The 25,330-nt window shown below is 64.6% G+C and carries 25 protein-coding genes and 1 other RNA gene; 14 read left to right on the top strand and 12 right to left on the bottom strand.

Annotation, left to right across the window (positions count from 1 at the left end; genetic code table 11):
* Positions 1–46: 46 nt before the first annotated feature.
* The 3 genes from RIB52_RS06555 to RIB52_RS06545 all read right to left on the bottom strand — a co-directional run bounded on the left by RIB52_RS06555 (position 47) and on the right by RIB52_RS06545 (position 3,792).
* Positions 47–763 carry a tetratricopeptide repeat protein gene (locus RIB52_RS06555; RefSeq protein ID WP_350174155.1) on the bottom strand — a complete coding sequence of 239 codons (717 nt, stop codon included), beginning with the start codon at positions 761–763 and terminating at the stop codon, positions 47–49.
* A gap of 133 nt (positions 764–896) precedes the next feature.
* Positions 897–1,613, bottom strand: coding sequence for a tetratricopeptide repeat protein (locus RIB52_RS06550; protein WP_350174154.1), 717 nt, complete (start codon positions 1,611–1,613; stop codon positions 897–899).
* A gap of 82 nt (positions 1,614–1,695) precedes the next feature.
* Entirely contained in the window at positions 1,696–3,792 is a 2,097-nt protein-coding gene (locus RIB52_RS06545; RefSeq protein WP_350174153.1) for a malate synthase G, read from the bottom strand.
* Between the two features lie 141 nt (positions 3,793–3,933).
* Between RIB52_RS06545 and RIB52_RS06540 the strand changes: the two genes are divergently transcribed.
* From RIB52_RS06540 to RIB52_RS06525, 4 genes are all read left to right on the top strand, one after another.
* A complete protein-coding gene (locus tag RIB52_RS06540) occupies positions 3,934–5,157 on the top strand; it encodes a hydrolase (protein ID WP_502879487.1) in 1,224 nt (407 codons plus the stop codon).
* The gene (locus RIB52_RS06535) at positions 5,154–6,182 is read left to right on the top strand and encodes an arginine N-succinyltransferase (RefSeq protein ID WP_350174152.1); all 1,029 of its coding nucleotides are present in this window, start codon (positions 5,154–5,156) and stop codon (positions 6,180–6,182) included. Before RIB52_RS06540 ends, RIB52_RS06535 begins: the two co-directional genes overlap by 4 nt.
* Positions 6,179–7,432: an N-succinylarginine dihydrolase gene (locus RIB52_RS06530; RefSeq protein WP_350174151.1), complete on the top strand. Its 1,254-nt coding sequence runs from the start codon at positions 6,179–6,181 to the stop codon at positions 7,430–7,432. Before RIB52_RS06535 ends, RIB52_RS06530 begins: the two co-directional genes overlap by 4 nt.
* A gap of 130 nt (positions 7,433–7,562) precedes the next feature.
* A complete protein-coding gene (locus RIB52_RS06525; protein ID WP_350174150.1) occupies positions 7,563–7,832 on the top strand; it encodes a hypothetical protein in 270 nt (89 codons plus the stop codon).
* 123 nt (positions 7,833–7,955) lie between these two features.
* On the opposite strand, the gene RIB52_RS06520 is transcribed toward RIB52_RS06525, so the two are convergent.
* From RIB52_RS06520 to ssrA, 3 genes are all read right to left on the bottom strand, one after another.
* Positions 7,956–8,264, bottom strand: coding sequence for a hypothetical protein (locus tag RIB52_RS06520; protein WP_350174149.1), 309 nt, complete (start codon positions 8,262–8,264; stop codon positions 7,956–7,958).
* A gap of 95 nt (positions 8,265–8,359) precedes the next feature.
* Positions 8,360–9,067: a hypothetical protein gene (locus tag RIB52_RS06515; RefSeq protein ID WP_350174147.1), complete on the bottom strand. Its 708-nt coding sequence runs from the start codon at positions 9,065–9,067 to the stop codon at positions 8,360–8,362.
* Positions 9,068–9,143: 76 nt separating this feature from the next.
* Positions 9,144–9,486: a transfer-messenger RNA gene (gene ssrA / locus RIB52_RS06510) on the bottom strand.
* Positions 9,487–9,613: 127 nt separating this feature from the next.
* Between ssrA and RIB52_RS06505 the strand changes: the two genes are divergently transcribed.
* The 6 genes from RIB52_RS06505 to RIB52_RS06480 are packed head-to-tail and all read left to right on the top strand — an operon-like array spanning position 9,614 to position 13,736.
* Entirely contained in the window at positions 9,614–10,216 is a 603-nt protein-coding gene (locus tag RIB52_RS06505; RefSeq protein WP_350174145.1) for a LemA family protein, read from the top strand.
* Positions 10,217–10,243: 27 nt separating this feature from the next.
* Complete coding sequence (locus RIB52_RS06500; RefSeq protein WP_350174143.1) at positions 10,244–10,804, top strand: TPM domain-containing protein; 561 nt, start codon at positions 10,244–10,246, stop codon at positions 10,802–10,804.
* The gene (locus RIB52_RS06495) at positions 10,801–11,670 is read left to right on the top strand and encodes a TPM domain-containing protein (protein ID WP_350174141.1); all 870 of its coding nucleotides are present in this window, start codon (positions 10,801–10,803) and stop codon (positions 11,668–11,670) included. The genes RIB52_RS06500 and RIB52_RS06495 overlap by 4 nt, the downstream gene beginning before the upstream one ends.
* Before the next feature lie 4 nt (positions 11,671–11,674).
* On the top strand, positions 11,675–12,349 hold the full coding sequence (locus tag RIB52_RS06490; protein ID WP_350174139.1) for a TPM domain-containing protein: 675 nt from the start codon (positions 11,675–11,677) through the stop codon (positions 12,347–12,349).
* An 11-nt stretch (positions 12,350–12,360) separates the two neighbouring features.
* On the top strand, positions 12,361–12,957 hold the full coding sequence (locus RIB52_RS06485; protein ID WP_350174137.1) for an NUDIX hydrolase: 597 nt from the start codon (positions 12,361–12,363) through the stop codon (positions 12,955–12,957).
* On the top strand, positions 12,954–13,736 hold the full coding sequence (locus tag RIB52_RS06480) for an SDR family oxidoreductase (RefSeq protein ID WP_350174135.1): 783 nt from the start codon (positions 12,954–12,956) through the stop codon (positions 13,734–13,736). The genes RIB52_RS06485 and RIB52_RS06480 overlap by 4 nt, the downstream gene beginning before the upstream one ends.
* A gap of 111 nt (positions 13,737–13,847) precedes the next feature.
* Here the strand turns inward: RIB52_RS06480 and RIB52_RS06475 are convergent, their stop codons facing one another.
* From RIB52_RS06475 to RIB52_RS06465, 3 genes are all read right to left on the bottom strand, one after another.
* Positions 13,848–14,057: a PspC domain-containing protein gene (locus tag RIB52_RS06475; RefSeq protein WP_350174133.1), complete on the bottom strand. Its 210-nt coding sequence runs from the start codon at positions 14,055–14,057 to the stop codon at positions 13,848–13,850.
* A gap of 197 nt (positions 14,058–14,254) precedes the next feature.
* Positions 14,255–14,365: an enoyl-CoA hydratase gene (locus RIB52_RS06470; RefSeq protein ID WP_350174131.1), complete on the bottom strand. Its 111-nt coding sequence runs from the start codon at positions 14,363–14,365 to the stop codon at positions 14,255–14,257.
* Between the two features lie 38 nt (positions 14,366–14,403).
* Entirely contained in the window at positions 14,404–14,514 is a 111-nt protein-coding gene (locus RIB52_RS06465) for an enoyl-CoA hydratase (RefSeq protein WP_350174129.1), read from the bottom strand.
* 238 nt (positions 14,515–14,752) lie between these two features.
* Between RIB52_RS06465 and recF the strand changes: the two genes are divergently transcribed.
* A complete protein-coding gene (recF, locus tag RIB52_RS06460; protein WP_350174127.1) occupies positions 14,753–15,853 on the top strand; it encodes a DNA replication/repair protein RecF in 1,101 nt (366 codons plus the stop codon).
* Positions 15,854–15,863: 10 nt separating this feature from the next.
* Here the strand turns inward: recF and RIB52_RS06455 are convergent, their stop codons facing one another.
* On the bottom strand, positions 15,864–16,601 hold the full coding sequence (locus RIB52_RS06455; RefSeq protein WP_350174125.1) for an arylesterase: 738 nt from the start codon (positions 16,599–16,601) through the stop codon (positions 15,864–15,866).
* A 56-nt stretch (positions 16,602–16,657) separates the two neighbouring features.
* On the opposite strand from RIB52_RS06455, the gene RIB52_RS06450 reads away from it, so the two are divergent.
* Positions 16,658–17,368 (top strand): ABC transporter ATP-binding protein, encoded by a 711-nt coding sequence (locus RIB52_RS06450; RefSeq protein ID WP_350174123.1) that lies wholly within the window; start codon positions 16,658–16,660, stop codon positions 17,366–17,368.
* Entirely contained in the window at positions 17,365–19,902 is a 2,538-nt protein-coding gene (locus RIB52_RS06445) for an ABC transporter permease (RefSeq protein WP_350174121.1), read from the top strand. Before RIB52_RS06450 ends, RIB52_RS06445 begins: the two co-directional genes overlap by 4 nt.
* Before the next feature lie 3 nt (positions 19,903–19,905).
* Here RIB52_RS06445 and RIB52_RS06440 read toward each other — a convergent pair whose 3' ends face one another.
* Together RIB52_RS06440 and RIB52_RS06435 are read right to left on the bottom strand one after the other, a co-directional pair.
* Complete coding sequence (locus tag RIB52_RS06440) at positions 19,906–20,352, bottom strand: RDD family protein (protein WP_350174119.1); 447 nt, start codon at positions 20,350–20,352, stop codon at positions 19,906–19,908.
* Between the two features lie 158 nt (positions 20,353–20,510).
* On the bottom strand, positions 20,511–23,144 hold the full coding sequence (locus RIB52_RS06435) for a TonB-dependent receptor (RefSeq protein ID WP_350174117.1): 2,634 nt from the start codon (positions 23,142–23,144) through the stop codon (positions 20,511–20,513).
* Between the two features lie 321 nt (positions 23,145–23,465).
* Here RIB52_RS06435 and typA point away from each other — a divergent pair, with 321 nt between their 5' ends.
* Positions 23,466–25,322 carry a translational GTPase TypA gene (gene typA / locus RIB52_RS06430; protein WP_350174115.1) on the top strand — a complete coding sequence of 619 codons (1,857 nt, stop codon included), beginning with the start codon at positions 23,466–23,468 and terminating at the stop codon, positions 25,320–25,322.
* Positions 25,323–25,330: the final 8 nt, after the last annotated feature.

The following is a 25,330-nucleotide window of genomic DNA, read 5'->3' as shown; positions in this document are numbered from 1 at the left end:
CCGCCGAGGCATGGGCAGGCGCGTCGCTCGCCCGGTCCGGGGTGGATCAGGCACCCTCCTGCGCGATTTCCCGGCGTAATTCATCCCGGTCTTCGCATGCCTTCGCATTACCGAGTGCACATGAGCGCCCAAACAATTCCGCCGCCTTGCCCTTGTCGATCGGCGTGCCGCGTCCAAAGCGATGCAGGATCGCAAGCCGCGCGCAGCCGAGCGCATTGCCGCCCTCGCACGCAATGCCGAAATACTTGAGCTGTTCCGGCCAGAGCTTCGCCTTCTCGCCGGCCGCAACACAGGGATCGGGGCCAAGGGCGCACGCCTTGTCGAACCATTTCGCCCGCGCGGAACGGCCTGCAACGACCCCTCCCAACGCGACGCAGGAAACGGCATAATCCGCCTCGCATGCCATGCGATAGGGCGTCTGGGCCTCTCGTGGCTTCTTCTTGCCATCTGCAAGGCCGTTCTCGTAAATCGCTCCGAGGAAGTAACAGGCGTCGGGAACGAATTCGTTCTTGCCCGAAAAACAGCCCTTCACGAACAACGCTTCCGCCCTCGCAAAGTCCTTCGGCACGCCCTCGCCGCTCGCAAGACGGCGTCCCAGTTCCGTGCAGGCCCGCGTATCGCGCTGCTTGGCATATTGGCCGCCGCAGGCCGCTTCGAGCTGTTCGATGTCCGACTGCAAAGCCGGCCGCTCGGCGATGGTGGGGGCGCTCAGCCCGGCAAACACCGCCGTCGCAGCGACGCCAATTGCTGCCGCTCTTTTCATCCGTTCCTCCTCCTGCCGCTTACCTTTCGCGGGCGTAGCGATCGCGAAAGCGATGAAGCCCTGCGAACACGACCGCTCCTCGTTCCGGTGCTCCTCGCGGCGCTAACTGACTTGGCCCGCCTCCTGCGACGTCCTAGCCGCCCGCCTCGAGGTCGAGCGCTCTCGTGCATGCGCGCTGCTCGCCAAGCTCGCAGGCGCGCGTATACAATTCCCGGGCTTTCGCCGTGTCGGCACCGCCCTTGCCGGCTTTCCCGGTTTCATAGAGCGCGCCGAGGCTCGCGCACCCTATGGCAAGATCGCCCTCGCACGCCTTTTCGAGATAGGCCCGCGTCTTGTAAGTCGGCATTTTCACAGATGTCGCGAGATAGCACCCTCGAGCGCTGATCGTGCAGGCCTTGTCCAGCCATTCATAGACTCCAGCCGCGCCTAGCGACTCGCGCTTGTTTGCCCCGATCGCCACGCAGGAACGCGCGTAATTCGCCTCGCATGCCTTCCTGAAGAGCACTTCGGATCTCGGGTCTCCTTCCGGGTATCCCAAACCCTGCTCCCTCATCATCCCGAGATAGTGACACGCTCTCGGCACCATTTCCGCGGAACCCGAGAAGCAGCCGGGGAAGAGAAACTTCTTGGCTGCCTCGAAATCCATGGCGATGCCATCTCCGGCCACATAGCGCCTGCCAAGCTCGGTGCAGGCCTTCAGGTTGCGGTCCTGCAGGTCAGCCGTCTCGTCGCAGGCAGCCAGCAATTGTTCGATCGTTGGCCTCTTCGGCTGGTCCTGAGCGCGCGCGGGCAGAACGCCGACCGCGGCCGACGCAGCCAAGAATACCGCAACAATGCCCGTCCGCCACAACCGCATTCGCTCCTCCACCGTTCGATCGCCTTGAGAATAGCGGCCCGCCGGCGGATCACTTTGTACGAATGCGACAAACGGATCAGCTGGTCTTCGCGACCTGCCGCCACTGGTGGAGCAGCGGTTCGGTGTAGCCCGATGGCTGCTGGGCACCCTTGAAGATGAGGTCCTTCGCCGCGCTGAAGGCGGGGCCGTCCTCGTTGCCGATGAGCGGGCGATAGAGCGGGTCGTTCGCGTTCTGCGCGTCGACCTTCGCGGCCATGCGGGTGAGCGAATCCATCACCTGATCCTCGCTGACGACCCCGTGCTGGAGCCAGTTGGCGATATGCTGCGAGGAAATGCGCAGGGTCGCGCGGTCCTCCATCAGGCCGACATCGTTGATGTCCGGGACCTTGGAACAGCCCACGCCCTGGTCGATCCAGCGCACGACATAGCCCAATAGCCCCTGGCAATTGTTGTCGAGCTCTTCCTTGAGCTCGTCTTCGGGCCAATTGACACCGTCAGCGAGCGGAATGGTCAGCAGCGCGTCGAGGCCCGGCGCTTCGGGAAGGCGCGCCTGGATCTCGAATACGTTCTCGGCATGGTAATGCAGCGCGTGAAGCGTCGCGGCGGTGGGCGATGGGACCCAGGCGGTGTTTGCCCCTGCGCGCAGGTGGCCGATCTTCTGTTCCATCATTTCGGCCATCCTATCGGGCGCGGCCCACATCCCCTTGCCGATCTGCGCCTTGCCCGAAAGGCCGTGGCGAAGGCCGATCGCGACATTGCGCGCCTCGTAGGCCTCGAGCCAGGCCGAGCCCTTCATCGCGCCCTTGCGCATCATCGCTCCCGCCTTCATCGAGGTGTGGATCTCGTCCCCGGTGCGGTCGAGGAAGCCGGTGTTGATGAAGACGATACGGTCCTTCACCGCATGGATGCAGGCGGCCAGGTTCGCGCTGGTGCGGCGCTCCTCGTCCATGACGCCGACCTTGATCGTGTGGCGCGGCAGGCCGAGCAGGTCCTCGACGCGATCGAACAGGTCGTTGGTGAAGGCGCATTCCTCGGGCCCGTGCATCTTGGGCTTGACGATGTAGATGCTGCCGCGGCGGCTATTGCCGTATTTCGCGTGGCCTTCGACATCCAATGTACTGATCGCGCTGGTGAAAACCGCGTCCATCAGGCCTTCGGGCACTTCGGAGCCATCGGGCAGACGGATCGCCGGATTGGTCATCAGGTGCCCGACATTGCGCACGAACAGCAGGCTGCGGCCCGGCAAGTTGTGCTCGGTCCCGTCGGGCGCGCAGAACGTCTTGTCGCCCGCGAGCTTTCGCGTGAACGTGCGCCCGCCCTTTTCGAAACTCTCTTCCAGATCGCCCCGAATCACGCCCAGCCAGTTGGTGTAGGCGAGCAGCTTGTCTTCGCCGTCCACCGCAGCGACCGAATCCTCGCAATCGGCGATGGTGGTGAGCGCGCTCTCGATCACGATATCGGAAATGCCAGCCCTGTCGGACTTGCCGACCTGCGTAGTGGAATCCAACACCAATTCGACATGAAGGCCATTGTTGACGAACATCAGGCCATTTTGCGTCCTGCCGGCGTATTGTGTTTCATCAACAAGCGCGATGTCATCGGGGCCCGCAATGTCACTCCAGCTGCCATCCTTCAGCGGAAACATCGCATCGAGAAATTCCCGGCCTCGGGCAATCACGGCAGCGCCGCGTTCCTCGTCATAGCCACCGGGACGGGCAGGCGGAGCGTCAAGCGCATCGGTCCCGTAAAAGGCATCGTACAGGCTGCCCCAGCGGGCATTGACTGCGTTCAGCAGGAACCGCGCATTGAGGATCGGGACCACCAGTTGCGGCCCGGCCATCGTCGCGATCTCGGGATCGACATTCTCGGTCGTGATCGTAAAATCGCCCGGCTCGGGCACGAGATATCCGATCTCCTCGAGAAACGCCCGATATTCGGCGGCGTCATGGTCCCTGCCGCGCCGCTCCTCATGCCAGGCATCGATCGTGCGCTGCAGGTCCGCGCGCTTTTCGAGCAGGGCCGCATTGCGCGGCGCGAACTCGGCCAGCAGCTTGGCGAAGCCTTGCCAGAACCGTTCCGGATCGCGGCCGAGCGGCGCCAGCACTTCGGTTTCGAGGAGATCCGCCAACCGCCCGTCTATCGACAGGCCTGCGCGGGTAATCATCTCTGCCATAATGTTCGTGTCCTCATGACTCGCGTGAACGGGTCCCGGGGAGGAGGACGGCTGGCCCTATGGCGAAGCGCCCCGCCCTTTGCAACCGGCACCGAAGGCGAGCGGGTTGGAACGAAAGGCGCGGGCGGCTAGGGAGCGGGAATGGACATGCGAACCTCTCCCGTAATCGATGCCGCCGCCATGCTCGAACAGGTCGAGGCGTGGAGCGCGATCAACACGGGAACCGGCAATCTCGAAGGGCTCGCCCGGCAGGCCGACATGCTCGCCGAAGCGTTTTCGGCCCTGCCCGGCACTGTCGAGCTGGTCGACCCCGCGCCGGTCACGGCTATTGCAGGCGACGGGCGCGAATACGAGAAGGCCAACGGAAAGCATCTTGTAATCCGCGTGAGACCCGGCGCGAACCGGCGCATCGTGCTGACCGGCCACATGGATACCGTCTTCCCGCCCGACCATCCGTTTCAGGAGCAGCGCTGGCTGGACGACGAAACGCTGAACGGCCCCGGGGTCGCCGACATGAAGGGCGGGATCGCGGTGATGCTCCATGCCTTGCTTGCCTTTGAACAAGACAGCGCGGCCTCCTCGCTCGGCTATGATGTGATGATCAATTCCGACGAGGAGACCGGATCGCTCGCCAGCGCCCCTCTCATCGCAGAAATGGCGGCCGGCAAGCTCGCCGCCCTTACCTACGAACCCGCCGCGCTTCCCGACGGAACGCTCGCCCACGAACGCGGAGGCACGGGCAACTACTCGATCACGGTCAAGGGCCGGTCCGCCCATGCCGGGCGCAACCCCGAGGACGGCAGGAACGCGATCGTCGCGGCGGCCGACCTCATCATGCGGCTTAAACGTATGGAGCGCGAGGATATCACCGTGAACCCGGCACGGCTCGAAGGCGGCGGCCCGAACAATGTCGTGCCCGACCATTCCCTGCTGCGATTTAACATCCGCCCGAAATCCACCGGTGCGATGGAGGGCTTCGATGCGGCGCTGGACGACCTTCTCGCCGAGATCGCGTCCGCGCACGATGTCGCCGTCCATCGCCATGGCGGCGTCACGCGCCCGCCCAAGCCGGTCGACACGCGCGCCCAGGCGCTGTTCGACCTGGTGCGCGAATGCGGGGCCGAACTGGGTCAGGACATTCGCTGGAAATCGACCGGCGGCGTGTGCGACGGCAACAATATCGCCGCCTGCGGGGTCCCGGTGGTGGACACGATGGGCGTGCGTGGGGGCGCGATCCATTCTGCGGACGAATTCCTGATCGTGCCCAGCCTCGCCGAACGCGCGGCGCTTTCCGCCCGGGTGATCGAACGGCTTGCCGAAGGCGCGCTGGGAGAACAGGGATCGGGCGAAGGAGACTCCCGGTGACATTCCGCCTGCGCGCCGCACGCCCGAACGATCTCGAACACCTTTACGAGATGGCGAAACTCACCGGCGGCGGGTTCACCAACCTTCCACCGGACCGTAAGGCGCTGGGGACGAAGCTTGACGCCGCAGCCGGAGCTTTCGCCAACACTTCGCAGGATCTCACCGCCGAACAATTCGTGCTGGTGCTCGAGAACCACGAAACCGGCGCGGTGCGCGGCACGAGCCAGCTGATGACGCAGGTCGGTCAGCGCTGGCCGTTCTACTCCTATCGCCTCAACACGTTGACCCAGTATTCCAAGGAACTCGACCGCACCGTGCGCGCCGAGATGCTGAGCCTCGTCACGGATCTCGAAGGCTTCGCCGAGGTCGGTGGGCTGTTCCTCCATCCGAACGAGCGCGCCGGCGGGCTCGGCCTGCTACTCGCCCGCGCACGCTATCTGTTCATCGCGATGCACCGCACGCGGTTTGCCGACAAGCTGCTCGCCGAGTTGCGCGGCATCATCGACGAGCGCGGCGGATCGCCTTTCTGGAACGGGGTGGCGGGACGCTTCTTCGGGATGAGCTTCCAGGAAGCGGACTATTTCAACGCGATCAACGGCAATCAGTTCATCGCCGACCTGATGCCCAAGCACCCGGTTTATGTCGCCATGCTAGGCGATGATGCGCGCAGCGTCATCGGCGTGCCTCACCCCACAGGGCGCGCGGCGATGCGGATGCTGGAAAACGAGGGCTTCAGCTATGAAGGCTATGTCGACATCTTCGACGGCGGACCGACCATGATCGCGCGCACCGACGAGGTGACCAGCGTGAAGAACAGCGTTTGCGCGGCGGTGGCGGACGTCGACCTTGCCGCAGGCGAGCGCGCGATCCTCGCCACCGGACGGCTCGAAACTTTTCGCGCCTGCTATGGCGCGCGGGCGCTGTCGGGCGATGCGGAAAGCGGTTTCACCATTGCCATCGACAGCGCGGCGGCGGACGCGCTCGATGTCGGCGAAGGCGACGAGGTCTGGAGCGTCGCGCGATGAGCAAGCTCGTCGAAATCAATTTCGACGGTATCGTTGGCCCCTCGCACAATTATGCGGGCCTCAGCCTCGGCAATATTGCGAGCGCCGACCACCGGGGCGAGCCGTCCTTTCCCCGCGCCGCGGCGCTGCAGGGGCTCGCCAAGATGCGCGGCAATCTCGCGCGATTGGGCGTTCAGGGTTTTCTTCTGCCCCTGCCCCGGCCGAATACCCCGCTCGCCGAACGGCTTGTGCTGGACGGGAGCGAGGATCCTGCGTTGCGGGCCGCACCGTGGTCGGCCTCGAGCATGTGGACAGCCAATGCCGCGACCGTCTCCCCCGCCCCCGACACCGCCGACGGGCGCTGTCATTTGACGCCTGCCAACCTCGTCACCATGCTGCACCGGGCGCAGGAATGGCCCGACACGAAACGCCAGCTTGACCTCGCCTTCGCCGATAGCGCGCATTTCGCGGTTCACGATCCCGTCCCGCCCAGCTTCGGCGACGAGGGAGCGGCCAATCACATGCGGCTGTGCGAGAACCACGGTGAGGCCGGGGTCGAAGTGTTTGTCTACGGCCGTCCCGGTGGCCGCTTTCCCGCGCGCCAGCATGAACAGGCAAGCCGCCTTGTCGCCCGTGCGCACCGGCTCGATCGGACGAGATGCGTCTTTGTCGAACAGAGCCCGGAGGCAATCGACGCCGGAGCGTTTCACAACGATGTCGTGGCGGTAGCGAACGGGCGGGTTCTGTTCGCTCACGAACAGGCCTTCGCCGAGCGCGGAAGGGCCTACGACGCGATCCGGGCGGCCTTCCCGCCGCTCGAGGTGGTCGAGGTCCCGGCCAGCGAAGTCAGCCTCGAGGAGGCAATCCGCACCTATCTTTTCAACGCCCAGCTCCTGACCCTGCCTTCAGGCGGAATGGCGCTCATCGTTCCAGAGGAGTGCCGCGAGAGCGCATCGGTCTGGCAATATTGCGAGGCGCTGATGGCATCGAACGGCCCGATCCGCGAAGTAATCCCTGTCGATGTCCGACAGAGCATGGCTAATGGCGGTGGCCCCGCCTGCCTGCGCCTGCGCGTCGTGTGCGATCCTGCCAGCGTGGACTCACGCTTTCTCCTCGACGAGGAAAAGGCGGATGGAATCGGGCAGGTCATCGCCGCTCACTGGCCAGAACAGATCGACCCCCGCGATATCGGCCGGGAATCGCTCGCCCGCGACGTGATTGCCGCGCGTCATGCACTGCTGGACGCGCTCGACCTCTCGCAGCTCGCCTGATCATGGTTAACGCGTTTGCCCTGCCCTGTCGCCTGCGCTTACACTCGCAAGCATGTTAACCAGCCTCTCGGGCAGGGCCGCGTGCTTGGCATGTGGCTTGCACAAGACAAGTTAACGGAAGGGAGAGACGATGCTGCAAAAGATCGGAAGGCTGTTCGTGATCAAGAACAGGTTCGAAGCCTTCCTGATCATCTATGCGCTCGCGCTCGGGGCGATGACCCGTGGTGCGGCCTATCTCTCCGAATATCCCGGCATTTTCGGCCAGCTTCTGTTTCTTGCGACCAGCGGTGCGGTCTTTCTCGCCGGGGCAAAGATTCTTGACTGCCTGAGGCTCGAGAAGGAACTGGCCGAAGCGCGCGGCGACGATGGCAATGCGGGCGAAGAGGCCGGGGCCAAATAATATCGGCGACAGGTCGGCGCGACGCTTTATCCCTCTCCCTGCGAGGCTCCCGATGGGTATGCGCGCAAGAAAAAGGCCCCGGCGCACGGGAGCGCAGGAGCCCTTCTCTCGACCTTAGCCTGATCATTCAAGTTCGTCGGCGACCTCGTTGACGCTGTCGGCAGCCTCATCGCCGATGTCGTCCACTTCTTCGGCGCGTTCGTTGAGCATGTCTTCGCGTGCATCGGTATCGGCCTCGTCGGCGCGCTCCTCGAGGGCTTCTGCACGGTCATTGCCAACATCCTCAATCGCGTCGGCGCGTTCTTCAAGCCGATCGCCCATTTCCTCGCGTTGCGAATCCGGGCCACATGCCGCAAGTGCGGCGAGTGCCGGAATGGCGGTGTATCTCAGCAGTCGTTTCATTTCTCGTATCTCCTCCATTACGCCGCGCACTATGCCCGCCTTGGATGGCGGAGCGCAGCGTCTTGAACCCCATCAACGGAAGCAGGGGCCCGAAGTTTCGAGAAAGTCGGCGCGGACCCGGCGGCTCAGGGCGCAGCAAGACCAGCAAGCGGTCCTTCGAGGATCGGCTTGCCGTTTTCGTCATAGCGCGGCAGCATCACCAGGTCGTCGGCATTGCCCAACTCGATCGTCAACCGCTTGCGCCGGAAATCGCGCCGGGCCCCGACAAAAACCGGGGTGAGGACAGGCTCCCCGCGCACGGCAATGCGCCGCCCGCGCAGCAGGTTCCTAAGCGCCTCCAGTGTGGGACGCTCTGCCGTTTCGCCGCGCTCTCCCTCAACGACGATGTCGCCGTTCGGACCGGTCGCTTCTCCACCGGCACTGACCTCGCGCGGCCTCTGCGGAAAGTCCAAAAGGTCGGCAAAGGTCTCTTCATCGAAAGCGACGATAATGTCGTTGACGCTGGTAAGCGGACGACTGCGGGTCTGGGGCATCCCGAAGTCGAATTGCTGCATGTCGAAATAATCAGCCTCGACCGGCGCCATGGTATGGAGACGAAAGCTGTCGCCTTCGCGGCTCACTTCGCGGATGTCGAGGATCGCGGCGATTTCGCCCGTTTCGCTGGCACGACGCTTGCGGGCGCTTCGCAAGGTTTCGCGTGGGGGCAGGCAACCGGGCGCGCAGACATCGCGCAGCCGTGCAAGATAGGACTCGCGGCTCTCGGGTTGCGATTGCGCGAGCGCGGCCACCGGAAGCATCAAAAGCGCGGCCAGCCCGCAGCACGATAGAGCCATTCGAGACAGAGCAGCCTCCCCGATGAAGGGATGAATGAAGGTGGGGGATTCTGTTGCTAGGCTCCCCCGGGCCCCCGGAATCCGCTTCTGTTGCCCGGTGGGTCCAACCGCGCTTTAGCTTTGTAAATTCAGGCCGCTAGGCCCTAGAATTACGCAGCAAGAGCGAGTGCTTCGTTATCGTTGGCACTTATGGATTTGAGCCTTTAACGGGTTACTCAGCCCGGACGAAAACAACGCTTTTCAGCCCACGTCGATCCTGGTTCGGCCCCGTCAGAAACCCCTGAAGTATCAGGGTTTATGGTGGAGCCGCCGGGTACTGCCCCCGGGTCCGTTGTGCCTATTGCACGCTGCACTTTATCGTCATAGTCGGATCGCTCCGACACAGGTCATATAGCGCTGCGATCATGAATTTAAAGTGACTGCGCGCCTTGCCCTTCCCAGCGCGCGCAAATCTTGAAGCGTGGGCGCGGTGTGCTATATCGACAATACAGGTTTGTTCGCGCGTGCTCCATGCACAGCACGGCCGCGCCATCCGGAGGGATTTCGATGACGATCAAGAATATCGCACGCGGCGCGCTTGCCGCCATGGCCGCGCTCAGCCTTGCCGCCTGCGGCATCAATTCGGTTCCGGCAGCGGAAGAAACCGCCAAGGCCAAATGGGCCGACGTCGAGGCGCAGTTCCAGCGCCGGGCGAACCTCATTCCCAACTTGGTCGAAGTTGCGCAAGGCGCGGCAGAGAACGAGCGTTCGATCCTGACCGAAGTCACCGAAGCGCGCGCCAGAGCGACAAGCGTCAACGTCTCCGCCGAGGACCTCAACGATCCGGCCAAGATGGAAAGCTTCGCCGCCGCGCAGGGCCAGTTGGGGCAGGGCATCGGCCGCCTGCTCGCCAGTTTCGAGGCCTATCCGCAGATCCAGTCGAACCAGAATTACATCGCGCTGCAAAGCCAGCTCGAAGGCACGGAAAACCGCATTGCGGTGGCAATCCGCGACTACAACGAGGCGGTTCGTCAGTATAACACCACGATCCGCACTTTCCCCGATACGATCGGCGCGAACATCATCCACGGTGCCGAGCCGATGGTGCCCTACTCGGCGGTGACCGAAGGCGCCGAGGTTGCGCCTTCGATCGACATGACGAGCAACTGAGCCGGCGTGTCACGCTTGCCGGCCCTCATGTTCGCGCTGGCGGGGACGCTGCTCGCGTCCGCCTCGGCTGTCCCGCTCGCCGCGCAGAAGATCAGCTTGGAGTTTGACGGGGCGATTGCAGACGGTGCGGAGATTTTTTCGGAAGCGTTCGAAGAACGGACCAATTCCCGTATCGCCCGCATTGAGGATCGCGCTCAGGTCTCGATACTGTTGATGACCGTGCCCAGCCTTGAGGGCGCAGACTCGGCGGTGGTCGCGGAAACGGTCGGCGATCTCATGAGCGGAGCGGACAAGATCCGGGCGCACTGGGTCGTGTTCCTGATCGCTCCCACGGAACGTGAATTCTCAGGCGCGCTTTACACTCCCGTCGACCTGCCGGAAGGCACCGCTATCGAAGACGTGGTGTCCGAGCGGGAGAAGCGCGTTCTGGCCGAACAGGTCGAACAAGCGATCGGTTCGTCGGTCGCGCCTTTTTTCAAGGATGGGCGCTGGGAAGAGGGAATGCGCGCAGGTTTGGACGCACTGGAGGCAAAGCTCGACCAGGCGGTGGAAAGCGATAGCGAAAACTCGGGGCGAAGCCTTTCATGAGACGGATACTTTTGCTCCTTGCTGCCCTGCTTGCCCTGATTGCTGCGCCCCTCGCCGCGCAGGATTTCCCGCCCCTCGCCGGGCGCGTGGTCGACCAAGCGAACATCATCCCGCCCGATGTCGAAGCGCAGCTCACGCAGAAGCTCGCTGCACTCGAGGCGCAGTCGCAGCGCCAGCTCGTCGTCGCGACGGTGAGCGATCTCCAAGGCTACGAAATTGCCGATTACGGCTACCGGCTCGGACGCGACTGGGGCCTTGGCGATGCGGAGCGCAATGACGGGGCGCTGCTGCTCGTCGCGCCGAACGAACGGCGCGTTCATATCGCCAGTGGCTATGGCGTCGAAGGCTGGCTGACCGACGCGGTCTCGAAACTCATTATCGAGAACCAGATCGTGCCGGCATTTCGCGACGGCGATTATGCCGGTGGGATCGTCGCGGGCACCGATGCGATCATCGAGGTGTTGAAACTCCCCCCCGACGAAGCGGCCCGGATCGCGAGGGAAGCGGGCGAGGCGAACGAGAAGGATGGCGGTTTTCCGGTCGGCATGCTGATCTGGCTCGTTTTCATGTTCATTTTTTTCGTCCTGCCCATCATCCGCTCGGGCCGACGCCGGAAATATCGCGCCCGGGGCAAGGGTCCATGGGGCGACCGTGACGATGACGACGACGATTATGGGGGCGGCTGGGGCAGGACCGCGCGCGACATCATCCTGTGGGAAGTCGGCACGGCCATCGCCCGCGGCGCGCTGGGCGGCGGGCGCGGAGGCGGCTTCGGTGGCGGTTTCGGCGGCGGCGGTTTCGGCGGCGGGGGCTTTTCCGGCGGCGGCGGTTCATTCGGGGGCGGCGGCGCCTCCGGGGGGTGGTAGCCAAATGGCCTATCTCGACGAAGCCGGTCACAAGCGCGTCAGCGATGCGGTCGCCGAGGCGGAGATGCACACCTCGGGCGAAATCGTGACCGTCCTTGCCGAACGGTCCGACGACTACACGGATATCGCTCTGCTCTGGGCGGCGGGTGCGGCCTTTACCGCGATGAGCCTGTTCGCGGCCCTGCCCCTACCCTTCCTGGACCTGTGGGACAGCCTCATCGGCGGGTGGAGCCACGAATGGACAACGGGCGAACTTGCGAGCATGACGATCGGGCTCGGCCTCATCGCCTTCGCGCTCGCTTGGGCAGTGCAATTGTGGGAGCCGGTCAAATGGCTGCTCGTGCCCGCTCCGGTTCGCACCGCGCGGGTCCACGCAATGGCGCAGCGGCAGTTCAAGGTCGGTGCCGAGGGCCGGACCCATGGCCGCACCGGGGTCCTCATCTACCTGTCCATGAGCGAACACCGGGCCGAGATCGTCGCCGACCGCCCGATCGCGGAAAAGGTCGAGCCGGAAGTCTGGGGAGAGGCGATGGGCGACATGCTCGAGCAAATTGCGGCAGGGCGAGTCGCCGAAGGCCTCGCGGTGGGCGTGCGCGATGTCGGCTTTGTCCTCGCCCAGCACTTCCCGCGCGCCGATGATGACGAAAACGAGCTTCCCGACCGGCTGATCGAAGTCTAGGCCCGCGCCGCATGACGGAAAGCAATTACGGATTCGCCTCGTTCGAAAGGGATCGTGATGCCGACCTGCCGGAGGAGGTCCGCTGGGAGGGCCGCTTCCTCACGGCAAAGACGCGGGGGCGCTGGGAATATGTCGGCCGCGCGCGCGGCATCCGTGCAGCGGCCCTGCTCGCTTTGGACGAGGATGCGGACGGCACGCGCCATGTCATCCTCGTCAGCCAGTATCGCGTGCCGCTCTCGCGCTTCTGTCTTGAGATTCCCGCCGGGCTCGTGGGCGACGATGACGGTAGCGAAAACGAGCAGGCGATCGATGCCGCCGCGCGCGAACTCGAGGAGGAAACCGGCTACCGCGCCGGGAAACTGGAGGTGCTCGGCGAGTTCTATTCATCGCCCGGCATGGTCTCGGAATGCTTCACCTTGTTGCGCGCGACCGATCTCGAAAAGGTGAGCGAAGGCGGCGGCGTGTCGGACGAGAACATCGTCGTACACCGCGTGCCGTTATCCGGCCTTGCCGATTACGTTGCGAAGTGGCGCGAAGCAGGCCATGCGGTCGACGTTCGCATAGCGATGCTCATGACACCGGGCTTCCTGGGAGAGAAACTGACATGACGAAACGTTGCGAGGGCAAGCTGGCCCTGGTCACGGGCGGGGCGCAGGGCCTCGGCCGAGCGCATTGCATCCGGCTCGCGCAGGAAGGCGCGCGCGTGTTGGCGACCGATGTCAACGGCGCCGGTGCCGAGGAAACCGCGTCGATCATCAATGCCGAAATGGGCACAGGGACCGCCTTCGCCATCGCCCATGACGTGACCGACCCCGCCCAGTGGGAAGCGGCGGTGGATGCAGCTCGTAATGACCTTGGCGGCCTCAACGTGCTGGTCAACAATGCCGGGATTGGCGTGGCTGGTAGTATCGAGGACTGCACCTTCGACGACTGGAAGCGCTGCTATTCGGTGAATGTGGATTCGATCTTCCACGGCTGCCAGAAGGCCCTGCCGCTGATGCGCGAACACGCTCCGGGATCGATCGTCAACATCTCGAGCATTGCCGGCCTCATCGCGAGCGATACAATGCCCGCCTATAATTCGACCAAGGCGGCGGTGTGGATGCTGTCGAAATCGATCGCGCTCCATTGCGCGAAGAAGAACATGCAGATCCGCTGCAATTCGGTCCATCCGACTTTCGTCGACACGCCGATCCTCGACGGGACCGCGAAGGCGCACGCGCTCGACAAGGACGTGCTGATGGACAAGCTCGCGCGGCAGATCCCGCTCAAATTCGTGGGCGAGCCGAACGATATCGCCAATGCGGTGGTCTACCTGGCGAGCGATGAAAGTCGTTTCATGACCGGGGCCGAGATCAAGCTCGATGGCGGCATTTCGGCGATGTGAGAAAAGGAGCGGCGAAAAGCGCCCCTCCCGGCCTGGTTTCGGTTGACTGGACCCTCCTGCCCACGGGCCTCGAGGAACGAAAACCGTGCAGCCGGTTTCGGTGCCGCGAGGTCAGTCGGCGATGAGAGCGATCGCGAGATAGATCAGCGCCGCCGTGCCCAGGCTGAAGAAGGCTCCCACGACGAAGGCGATCCGCACGATCGTGGCGTCGACGTTGGCGTAATCCGCGATCCCGCCGCATACGCCGGCAAGCTTCGCATTACGCTTGTCGAGGCGGAAACCCGGCTGGCCTCCGCCATTGTTGCGAGTGATCTTGTTCATGCGAGAACTCCTGTGAAGAGAGGGACGAAGGGCCCCGTCGGCACGTTCGCCGAGGCCATCAAAAACACGGTCACGATCAGCGACCCGGCCACTGCGAGAGCGCGCTGCGTTCCGCGTCCGGCCTGATCAAAGAAGGTATACATTGTCTTTCCCTTGGTTTTGCGCGGTTTGCAGGAGGGTTTCAAGCACCGCCGCGATCAGGCGAGGCCGGGGCTGGCCGGGACGATGGCGTAGGCGAGTAGCGAGGCGGACAGGATCACCGAGAAAGCGGCTGCTGTGAGCTGGTTGGCGAATTTGCTGCGGAACATGGCGTTTTCTTTCATCATCAAAGGGTCGGGAAAAACGATCACGCCATCAACGAGGGGCTGGCGGGAAGGATCGCATAGGCGAGTAAGGTGGCCGTCGCGAACAGCGAGAAGGCGGCGGCGGTGAAGCGGTTAAGGGTTTCGGTCAGCATGTCTCTATCTCCAGTCTGAGTGTTTGCATGACCCCATCGGGGGGACACTCATCGGGCAGCAGGAGGCGTGCCAAACTTGAGAAAGGGCGTAATACCAGGCTTCACCTTCTACGGAACGGCAGGGGATCCATTCAGCTTTCCGAAAGCTTGGGGAATTTCGCCACCTCTTGGGATAGCGCCTTGCGGTGCGCGCGCTATGGTCTTTCGCAGGCACCGTGCTAAGCGCCGCGCAACGCCCATGCCGCTTGCCAGGATCACCCTTCAGGACTTCCGCAACCACGCCCATAGTGAGCTGGTCGAAACCGCGCATTTCAACCTGCTGGTGGGGCCGAACGGGGCGGGCAAGACCAACGTGCTCGAAGCAATATCGCTGCTGGCCCCCGGACGAGGCCTGAGGCGGGCGCAAATTGCCGATCTCGCCCGGCGCGAGCGTGCCGAGGAAGTCAAGCGCCCCTTCGCGATCGGCGCGAACCTCGTGGAGCAGGAGCAGGTCTCCGCCCGGCTGGGCACCTATACGAAGCGCGAGCAGCCGGGGCGCCGGCTGGTGCGGATCAACGGGGCCGAAGCGACCGCCGCCGCGCTGTCCGAATGGCACGCCGTCAGCTGGCTCACTCCGGCGATGGACGGCCTGTTTACCGACAGCGCGGGCGCGCGGCGTCGCTTCGTCGACCGGATGGCGCTCGCCATCGAGCCGGGACATGCCAGAGCGGTGGGCCAGCTCGAAGCGGCGCTGCGCGAGCGCAATCGCCTGCTCGAGGAAGGAAGAGACGCGCGCTGGCTCGACGCGGTCGAGGCGCAGCTTGCCGATGCGGGCACACAAGTTTCAGCGACTCGCGCCCGCCTGGTCTCGCGTCTAGGCGAAGAACTCTCCGCACTGCCTCCCGAGCCGTTCGCGCGCCCGATCCTCGCCTATCGCCCCGGAGGCCCGACTGTGCGCGACGACTTGGCCGCGACGCTGGTACGCGGGCGCGCGCGCGATCGCGCGGCGGGCCGGGCGCTCGCGGGTCCGCATCGTGACGAGCTCGGCGTGACGATGATGCGCAGCGACGGATCGCCCGGCCAGCCGGCTGCGGCCTGCTCGACTGGTGAGCAGAAAGCGATGCTGATTGCCATCACCCTCGCCCAGAGCGTGCTTTCCGCCGCAGGGCGCCCGAGCGTGCTGCTGCTGGACGAGGTCGCCGCCCATCTCGATCCGGTGCGCCGGGCGGAACTGTTCCGGCGGCTTGGCGCGGGCCGCGCCCAAGTGTGGATGACCGGGACCGAAATCGCCGCCTTCAGCGAAATCGCCAGCGAAGCGGCGGTCTGGAAAGTCGCGGGCGGTGCGATCGAACCGCTCTAGCCAAGCCGGCCTACCCCTGATCCTCCTCGGGCAGCGCTGCGCGCACGTCACCCAAGGTCGCGTCGACCAGCTGTTCGATCCCCTCGCGCGTCGGGTGTATGCGGTCAGCCTGGAACAGGCTCGGCTTCTCGTAGATCGATTCAAGCCAGAACGGCACGAGCTCGGCCCCATACTCCTTGGCCAGATCGGCGTAGATCGCATCGAAATCCCGCTGGTATTCGGGCCCGTAATTGGGCGGAGCACGCATGCCCATCAGGAGAACAGGTATCTCCCGGCGCGCCAGCTCATCAAGCATCGCGCCAAGGTTCGCGCGCGTCTCGGCGGGAGAAAGCCCGCGCAGCATGTCATTACCGCCAAGTTCGAGAATGACGAGATCGGGTTTCTCGTCCTGCGCATCGAGCGTAAAGGCGAGCCTTTGCCGACCCGCCGCGGTCGTGTCGCCCGACACACCTGCATTGGCGATATCGGCATTCACCCCCCTCGCTCGCAGCGCCGTCTCGAGCCGCGCGGGATAGCTTTCGCCCTCTTCCAGCCCATAGCCCGCGAAAAGACTGTCACCGAAAGCAAGGATGTCGCGCTCGGGGCCCATGACCGGGATCGGCGGGGGTTCGTCGGCCGCGGGCGTGCGCGCCGCGCCCGAAGCGGGCGGGACCGTGGTGTCCTCGGTCGCCTCTCCGCCGCATCCTGCCAGAGCCAGCGCCAGCAGACCCGCTCCCGCAATTCTGCCCATCACCTGCCAAAGCATCATTCCCGCTCGCCCTCGCGTATCTTGTTTGCCTTTCCCACCTATGCCATCGAGCCCGCGTGACAAGCCCTTCCCTCGCCCTCACCGCCCGCAATCTCACCCTCACTCTCGGTTCCGACCGCAAGCCCGTCGATATCCTGCGCGGCATCGATCTCGACATTGCGCGCGGCGAGGTGGTCGCACTGCTCGGCCCCTCCGGTTCGGGCAAGAGCTCGCTCATGGCCGTGCTTTCGGGCCTCGAGCGGGCGAGCGGCGGCAGCCTCGATGTCGCGGGGGCGGATTTCACCGCGCTCGACGAAGACGGCCTCGCCGCCGCGCGCCGGGGACGGATCGGGATCGTGCTGCAGGCCTTCCACCTCCTTCCGACCATGACTGCGGCCGAAAACGTCGCGACACCAATGGAACTTGCCGGAGCGGACGATGCGCGCGAACGAGCAGTCGCCGAGCTCGAAGCGGTCGGACTGGGCCATCGCACCGGCCATTATCCGACGCAGCTCTCGGGCGGCGAGCAGCAGCGCGTCGCCATCGCCCGCGCCACCGCACCGCGCCCGGAACTGATCTTTGCGGACGAGCCCACCGGCAATCTCGACGTCGCGACCGGCGAGGAGATCGTCGACCTGCTCCTCGCCCGCCGCGCCGAAACCGGTGCAACTCTGCTCATCATCACCCATGACGAAACCCTGGCGAAGCGATGCGAGCGGGTGCTGACGATGGCCGACGGCCGGATCGTCTCCGACACGAAGGCGGCCGCCGCAGGCGAGGCGGCATGAGCGCGGCGGCAGGCCTCTCCTGGAGCGCGGCGTGGCGGATCGCACGGCGCGATCTCAACGGCCGGTTCAAGGGGCTGCGCCTGCTGCTGGTGTGCATCTTCCTCGGGACTGCAGCGCTCGCCGCAATCGGGACCCTGACCGCAGCGATCGAGCGCGAACTCGCCGCGAGCGGGCAGGAATTGCTCGGTGGCGATCTGGAAATCGAGGTCTGGCAGCGCGACCTTACCGGGGAAGAGCGCGCGGCTCTGTCGGATTATGGCACGATTTCGGGCGGCACGCGATTGCAGGCCATGGCGAGCGCGGTCGAAAACGCGGCGCCGGTCGAACTCAAGGCTGTTGATTCGAACTGGCCGCTTTACGGTGTGCTCACGCTGGCGGACGGGCGCGAAGAGGCCGCGCCGCGAGGCAACGAGGCGTGGTTGGCGCAAGGAGCTATGGATCGGCTCGCCATCGAGGTCGGCGATCGGTTCACCATCGGCACCGTCGAACTGATTGCGGCCGGCGTGATCGAGGACGAGCCCGACCGCTTGTCCGAAGGCTTCCAGCTCGGCCCGACCGTGATCGTCGCCGAGGACGTACCGCGCCGCGCGGGCCTGCTGCAACCGGGCGCGCTCTACCAGAGCAAGTACCGCGTCGCTTTCAGCGATCGCTCGCGCGATCCCGAGGCGGTCGAGGAGAAACTGAGCGACGCTTTTCCCAATGCGGGGTTCGATTTCCGCACTCGGGACAGCGCCTCGCCGGGCGCGGACCGTTTCGTTGCGCAAATGAGCGATTTTCTCACGCTCGTGGGTCTGGCCGCGCTGGTGATTGCGGGTATCGGGATCGCGGGCGGTGTCTCATCCTATCTCGACCAGCGTCGTGCCAGTATCGCGACCTTCAAGGTTCTTGGCGCCTCCTCGCGCGATATCGTGCGGATCTATGCGCTGCAGATCGCGGTCGCCGCGCTCATCGGCAGCCTTGCGGGGCTCGCAGTGGGCGTGCTCGTAACACCGCTGCTCGGCGCCGCGCTGCAGGGGTTGCTGCCGGTCGAGGGCGGTTTCATCATCGAACCCGCGCCGCTGCTGCTCGCCGGATCTTACGGAATGCTGGTCGCTTTCGCCTTCGCCGCCGCGCCTCTGCTGCGGGCAAGGAGTTTTCCGGCAATGGCGTTGATGCGTTCGCGGATCGTCCCGCTCGCGCGCGATCGCCGCGCGCTCGGCGCGACGGCAGCGGGGCTGGCCGCGATCTGTGCGCTCGCTCTCGCCACGACCGACGAGCCGCGCCTGTCGGGCGGATTCCTTGCCGGGGCGGGCGCAGCGCTGGCGCTGCTCGCCGGGCTCGGCTTTGCAATCCAGGCCGCCGCGCGCCGATTGCCGCGCCCGGCCAACCCGATCCTGCGCAGCGCACTCGCCAACATATATCGTCCCGGCGCGCCGACGGGGGCACTGGTCACCGCGCTCGGATTCGGCCTTGCTGCCTTCGTCCTGCTCGCCGCGATCCAAAGCGCGATCGAAGGAAATATCGACAGCCGCGTACCACGTGAGGCACCCGATTATTTCGTGCTCGATGTGCCGCCCGCGAAGGAGACGGGTTTCTTCGACATGGTGCAAGAGCGCTTTCCGGAGGCGGGCCTGCGCACAGTCCCGACCTTGCGCGGCGCTGTTCTGGCCTATGGCCCGGAAGGCGACATGGTGCGCGTCGCGGAGCTCGAGGAGTTGCCCGAAGGTGCCTGGGGCCTGCGCGGAGAGCGTGGACTGACCTATGCCGACCGACTGCCGCAGGGCAACCGCGTAGTCGAGGGCGAATGGTGGAGCCCGCTCCACAATGGCGAGCCGCTCGTTTCGATCGACGCCGAGTTCGCGCGAGCGCTCGATCTAGAGGTGGGCGACTATTTGACGATCGGTATTCTCGGAGTCGAACGGACAGCCCGGGTCGCCAACCTTCGGGAAATCGACTGGGAAAGCATGGGTTTCAACTTCCTGCTCGTTTTCAGCCGCAATGCGATCAGCGATGCCCCGCACAATCTCGCCGCGACGATCGACCTGCCCGACGATGCCGACCGGCAGGCGCGCGGCGAATTGCTGCGCGCGCTGGTGCAGGAATTCCCATCGTCGTCGGTGGTCGAGGTGGGCGAGGTGCTGGGAGAGGCGCGCACGATCCTGCGGCAGGTCGGTCTTGCCACGCTCGCGGCTGCGGCGGTCGCAGTGCTGGCGGGGCTTGCCGTGCTGATGGGGGCGATCGCGGCGGCGCGCGCTTCGCGCACCTATGACACGGTCGTCCTGCGAGTGCTGGGGGCAAGCAGGCGGCAGATACTGCTGATGCAACTGGCAGAATACGGCTTCATCGCCGGCACGCTCGCGCTCGTTGCCCTCGGTCTGGGCAGCCTGCTCGGCTGGGTTGTCATTACGCAATTGTTCGAATTCGACTGGCTGCCTGACTGGGGAGCGATATTCGGCGTTCTCGGGCTCGGCCTTGTCATGGTGCTCGGCTTTGCGCTGGGCGGCTCGCTTCCGCTCCTGCGAGCGAAACCCGCCCGTGCTTTGCGCGAACTCTAGACCCTATTCGAACACGCTGGGATCATAGCCGACCATGCCCGGCTGGCCTTTAACCACGAGTGTGGAAGCGAGCAGGTCGTGCAGGCCCTGCTTCTTTTCGGTGAAGGCGACCATGATATAGCCGATCAGCAGGATGAAGCCCGACAGGATCTTGCCGAAATAACGACCCGCCGCCCTTGGATAGGAAATGCGCCGACCCTGCATGTCGGTGACAATCAGGCCAAGCACTTTCTTGCCCGGCGTCGCCTGCATCTGCGACCCTTCGAAGCCAATGAAATAGGCAAGTCCGACGATCAGGCCGAGAAAGTCCGTTATGCCAAGGCTTTGCTGCGCTTCAAGGTCGATGACCGCTCCGCCGGATAGCAGCGCAAGCGCCGCCGAGATCAAGCCAAGGATCACGGCATCGATCAGGTAGGCCAGAACGCGGATCCAGAAACCGGCATAATCCATCGTCAAATTGTCCCCCGATAGTCTGGCCCCAAGCCGGACCTTTCCGCCCTCATGATGACGCTGGCCCCGAATAATTCAACCGCAATAGATGCTCTGCGCGAAAAAGGGGCCCCGCGCGCCGCCGCGCGAGGCCCTCTCACTTGTCGAATCGACCTGGGTCAGAAGCGGAACCGGACCACCCCACCGTAAGTGCGGGGCGGGCTCGGATAGCCCGACACGGTCCCGGCCTGCGCAACGCCGTCGAACACGGTCAGGATATATTGGTCGTCGAGCAGATTGCGGGCGAAGGCCCCGATCTCGAGGCCGTTGTTCAGGGCCAGCGTCGCCGACGCGTTCACCAGGTTCACTTCGCGACGGAAAATCTGCGTGTTGCCGAGCTGCGCATTGAAGGTCGGCAGGCCGTTGTTGATGTCCTGGTTGCTCTCGTGGTTGTAGTCGACTCGGGTGATGATCCGCGAGCCGCTGTCGAATTCGTGGGTGTAGGTCGCCGAAGTCGCGATCGCCCATTCGGGAATGCCGCCCGGACGCTGACCGGTCAGATCGCCCAGCGGGCTGCCGGTGAAATCGTCGTAGAGCGCGTCGAGGTAGGTCGTCGCGAAGGTCAGGACCAGCCCGTCGACCGGATTGATCGTGGCATCGAATTCGAAGCCCTTCACCGACTGTTCGCCCGCATTGGCAAGCGCAAAGCCGAGACCGGTGAAGGCGAAGCTCTGGAAGCCCTCGATCGTCTGGTCGAACAGCGCGAGGTTGAAGCCGAAGCCTTCCCACTGCGCCTTCATGCCGATTTCGTAGACTTCCGCCTCTTCCGGCCCGGCAAAGCGCGAGCCCGTCGTCAGGTTCGGCGTTGCCAGCCCCGCATCGAGAATAGGCGAAGGCGGGGCGAGAATCGTCGAAAGCCCCGGCCCCGGGACGTAGTCGCCCAGCAGCGGGCGGCTGTCGCGCGAGAGATTGACCGAGCTCGCCTTGAAGCCGGTCGCATAGCTTGCATAGACGTTGACCTCGGGCGAGATCTGGTAGCTCGCGCGCAGCAGGTAGGTCAGTTCGTCGTCATTGGTGCGCCCGGGTTCCACCGCGTTCGGGACCGACAGGAAGGGCGGCTGAAACTGCAACCCGGCAAGGGGAAGCAGCGCGTTCGTCGCAGGATCGATCGCGGCGCCGGCAATCTGATCGAAGATCGGGGCGGTCGCCGGATCGGTCGCAAAGCCGTTGATGACGTCGGGTGTCACCTGGCCCGGCGGGATCTGCAAAGCCTGGGCGATGCCGCCGACAATGAAGGCATCGACCAGGTTGACCTGCGCGAGCGGGTCGAAGCTCGTCTGGCTAAGCGCGAACTCCTTCTCGTCATCGGTGTAGTTGAAGCCGACCGTGAACACGAGCCCGTCGACCGGTTCGAGGTCGAACGTACCGAAGATCGACCATGAGGTGTTCTCCATCCGGAAGTTTTCGGAGGTCAGCAGCGGGGTCGACAGGATCGAATTCTGCGGCAGGCCGAGCTGCTGCTCGACAAAACTGAGCGTCCCCGGACCACCACCAAGCAGGTCACCAAAGCCTCGGAAATCGCTGCCATTCTCGACAGAGGAGATCTGCTCGATCGTCTCGTCGAAATAGAACCCGCCCAGCAGGAAGTTGAACGGCCCGTCGAAATCGGACGCGACGCGGATTTCCTGGGTGAAGGTCTGCACTTCCTGGTCGCGCGTTTCGGTCGCGATGTCGGCGCTGGTGAAATCGATGTCCTGGTTGAAGAAGTTCTTCAGCTCGCGATAGGCCGTGATCGATGTGATGGAGATCGGCCCGGCCTGGTAGTCCATCTGGACCGAGCCGCCGTAATTGTCGTTCTCGTTGACCGGCACGACATTGAGAAAGTTCTCATAGGCGAAGAAATCGGTGCTGAACTGGCCGCCCAGCGCCTGGATCGCCCCTGCCGTGGGTCCGGCGACAAGCGTCGCGGTCTGGCAGCAGATCTCGTCGATCCGGGCGTAATCGGCGATCGCGCGGATCTTGAAGTCCGGGGTCGGCTCGATCAGCAATTGTCCGCGTGTGGACCAGCGGTTGCGGTTGTTGATCTCCTCGTCGAGATTGACGATCTCGCCGAACCCGTCGCGGCGCTGATAGGTGCCGTCGAGCGAGAAGGCGATGTTGTCGGTAATCGGCCCGGTGATGTCGCCGCGCAGGAAGACCTGGTTGAAATTGCCGTAAACGGCTTCGACCATGCCGCCGAATTCGTATTGCGGCTCACGCGTGACGACCGAGATGACACCGGCCGATGCGTTCTTACCGAACAGGGTCGACTGCGGGCCGTTCAGCACCTCGATCCGCTGCACGTTGTTGAGGTCGCCCAGAGCGCCTGCCGAACGCGAGCGGAACACGCCGTCGATGAACACGCCGACCGAAGGCTCGATGCCGAAATTGTTGTCCCCGTTGCCGAAACCGCGAATGATGAAGGTCGTCGCCGAAGAGGTCTGCAGCTGGCTCACTCGCAGCGAAGGCGTGACAGTCTGCAGGTCGAGCACGTCGCGGATCTGCGCCTGCTCGATGGTCTCCCCGCTGGTGACCGACACCGAGATCGGCACTTCCTGCAGCGTCTGCTCGCGCTTGGAAGCGGTAACGATGATCTGGTTGTTCGATTCCGGTGCGCTGGGCACGTCGTCTTCGAGAACGAACTCGTCGGCATCGTCGGAATCGGGCAGGTCCTGCGCACTGGCCGCGCCATGAGCGCCCAAAGCGAAGGCGGCGGCGCCTGCAAGCAGGGTGAATCGGTACGAACCGGCAGAGCCGGGCATGATGGAGCGCATGGAAGTTCCTCTCTCTTGAACCCATTCAGGTCCGGCCTGTTATCGGAAGCCGCGTCCCAAACCGCGCCCCCGCCGGACTGATACTGTCGCTGATAGGCGAGCGCATTTTCGGCGACAAGCATTGAGGCGTTCGCATAAGGGGGTAAGCGCATCTTATGTTGCAGGCCAGTCACACTGGCAGCCGCGCGGTCCATCCCTTCCGCCAGCCCCGGTTTCGATTGCTTTTGGCCCCCGCCCTGCCTAAGGCCCGCAGGCACGGGCCAAGGACCGCGCGAAAGCAGTCGGCCGGCCTGCCTGAACCCCTCTTCGAAAGCCTCATCAATGTCCGCCTCACCCACCGGCTCAGGTTCGCTCAGGAACGTGGCGATCATCGCTCACGTCGACCATGGGAAGACCACGCTCGTCGACCAGCTCTTCCGCCAATCGGGCACGTTCCGCGACAACCAGCGGGTGGATGAACGTGCGATGGATTCGGGCGATCTTGAAAAGGAGCGCGGGATCACGATCCTCGCCAAATGCACCAGTGTCGAATGGACGCCGAAGGACGGTGGCGAAACGACGCGCATCAACATCGTCGATACACCCGGCCACGCCGATTTCGGGGCCGAGGTCGAACGCATCCTGTCGATGGTCGACGGCGTCATCCTGCTCGTCGACAGCGCCGAAGGCGCGATGCCGCAGACCAAGTTCGTGACGGGCAAGGCGCTCGCGCTCGGCCTACGCCCGATCGTGGTCGTCAACAAGATCGACCGCCCCGACGGTCGCCCGCAGGCGGTCCTGGACGAAATCTTCGACCTGTTCGCCAGCCTCGATGCCACGGACGAACAGCTCGACTTTCCCTCTCTCTTCGCCAGCGGGCGCGATGGCTATGCCTCTCCCGACGAACATACGCGCGAAGGCAGCCTCCAGCCCTTGTTCGAACTGATCGTGAGGCACGTTCCCCCGCCCGATCTCGATACCTCCGGCCAGTTCAGCTTCCTCGCCACCCTGCTTGACCGCGATCCGTTCATGGGCCGTGTGCTGACGGGCAGGGTCCAGTCTGGCACGATCAAGGTGAACGATCCGATCCACGCCATCGATCGCGAAGGCAACGTTGTGGAGACCGGCCGCGCGACCAAGCTGCTGTCCTTCCGGGGGCTCGAGCGCGTTCCCGTCGACAACGCCAAGGCGGGCGACATCATTGCGCTTGCCGGGCTCGAAAAGGCGACCGTCGCGAATACCATCGCCGAACCGACGGTGAGCGAGCCCATCGCCGCCCAGCCGATCGACCCGCCCACGCTCGCCATGCGTTTCGCCGTCAATGACAGCCCGCTCGCCGGGCGCGAAGGCGACAAGGTAACCAGCCGCCTCATCCGCGACCGCCTCATGCGCGAGGCCGAAACAAATGTCGCGATCCGCGTCACAGAGGCCGAAGACAAGGATTCCTTCGAAGTTGCCGGGCGCGGGGAATTGCAGCTCGGCGTGCTTATCGAAACGATGCGCCGCGAGGGCTTCGAGCTTGGCATATCGCGCCCGCGCGTTCTGTTCGACGAAGAGGACGGCCAGCGAACGGAGCCTTACGAAACCGTCGTCATCGACGTCGACGACGAGCATTCGGGCACGGTCGTCGAGAAGATGCAGCGCCGCAAGGCCGACCTCACCGAAATGCGCCCCTCGGGCCAGGGCAAGACCCGCATCACCTTTTCCGCGCCTTCGCGAGGGCTGATCGGCTATCACGGCGAATTCCTCTCCGATACGCGCGGCACCGGGATCATGAACCGCCTGTTCGAGAAATACGGCCCCTATAAGGGACCAATCGAGGGCCGCATCAACGGCGTGCTGATCTCGAACACCAGCGGCGAGGCGGTAGCCTATGCGCTCAATGCGCTCGAGGAACGCGGCGAACTGTTCATCGAGCCGCAGGCGAAGATCTACGAAGGCATGGTCATCGGCGAGAACGCCAAGCCGGAGGACCTCGAAGTCAATCCGCTCAAATCAAAGCAGCTCACCAATATCCGCAGTTCGGGCAAGGACGACGCGATCCGCCTCACCCCGCCGCGCCGGATGACGCTGGAACAGGCTATCGCCTATATCGACGACGACGAGATGGTCGAAGTCACGCCCCAGTCGATCCGCCTGCGAAAGGCAATCCTCGACCCGCACGACCGCAAGAAGGCCCGCCGCAAGAAGGACGTGTGAGGAGGCCG

The organism is Erythrobacter sp., assembly GCF_040217515.1.
Classification (GTDB): Bacteria; Pseudomonadota; Alphaproteobacteria; order Sphingomonadales; family Sphingomonadaceae; genus Erythrobacter.
This window is presented reverse-complemented; position numbering and strand designations above follow the sequence as displayed.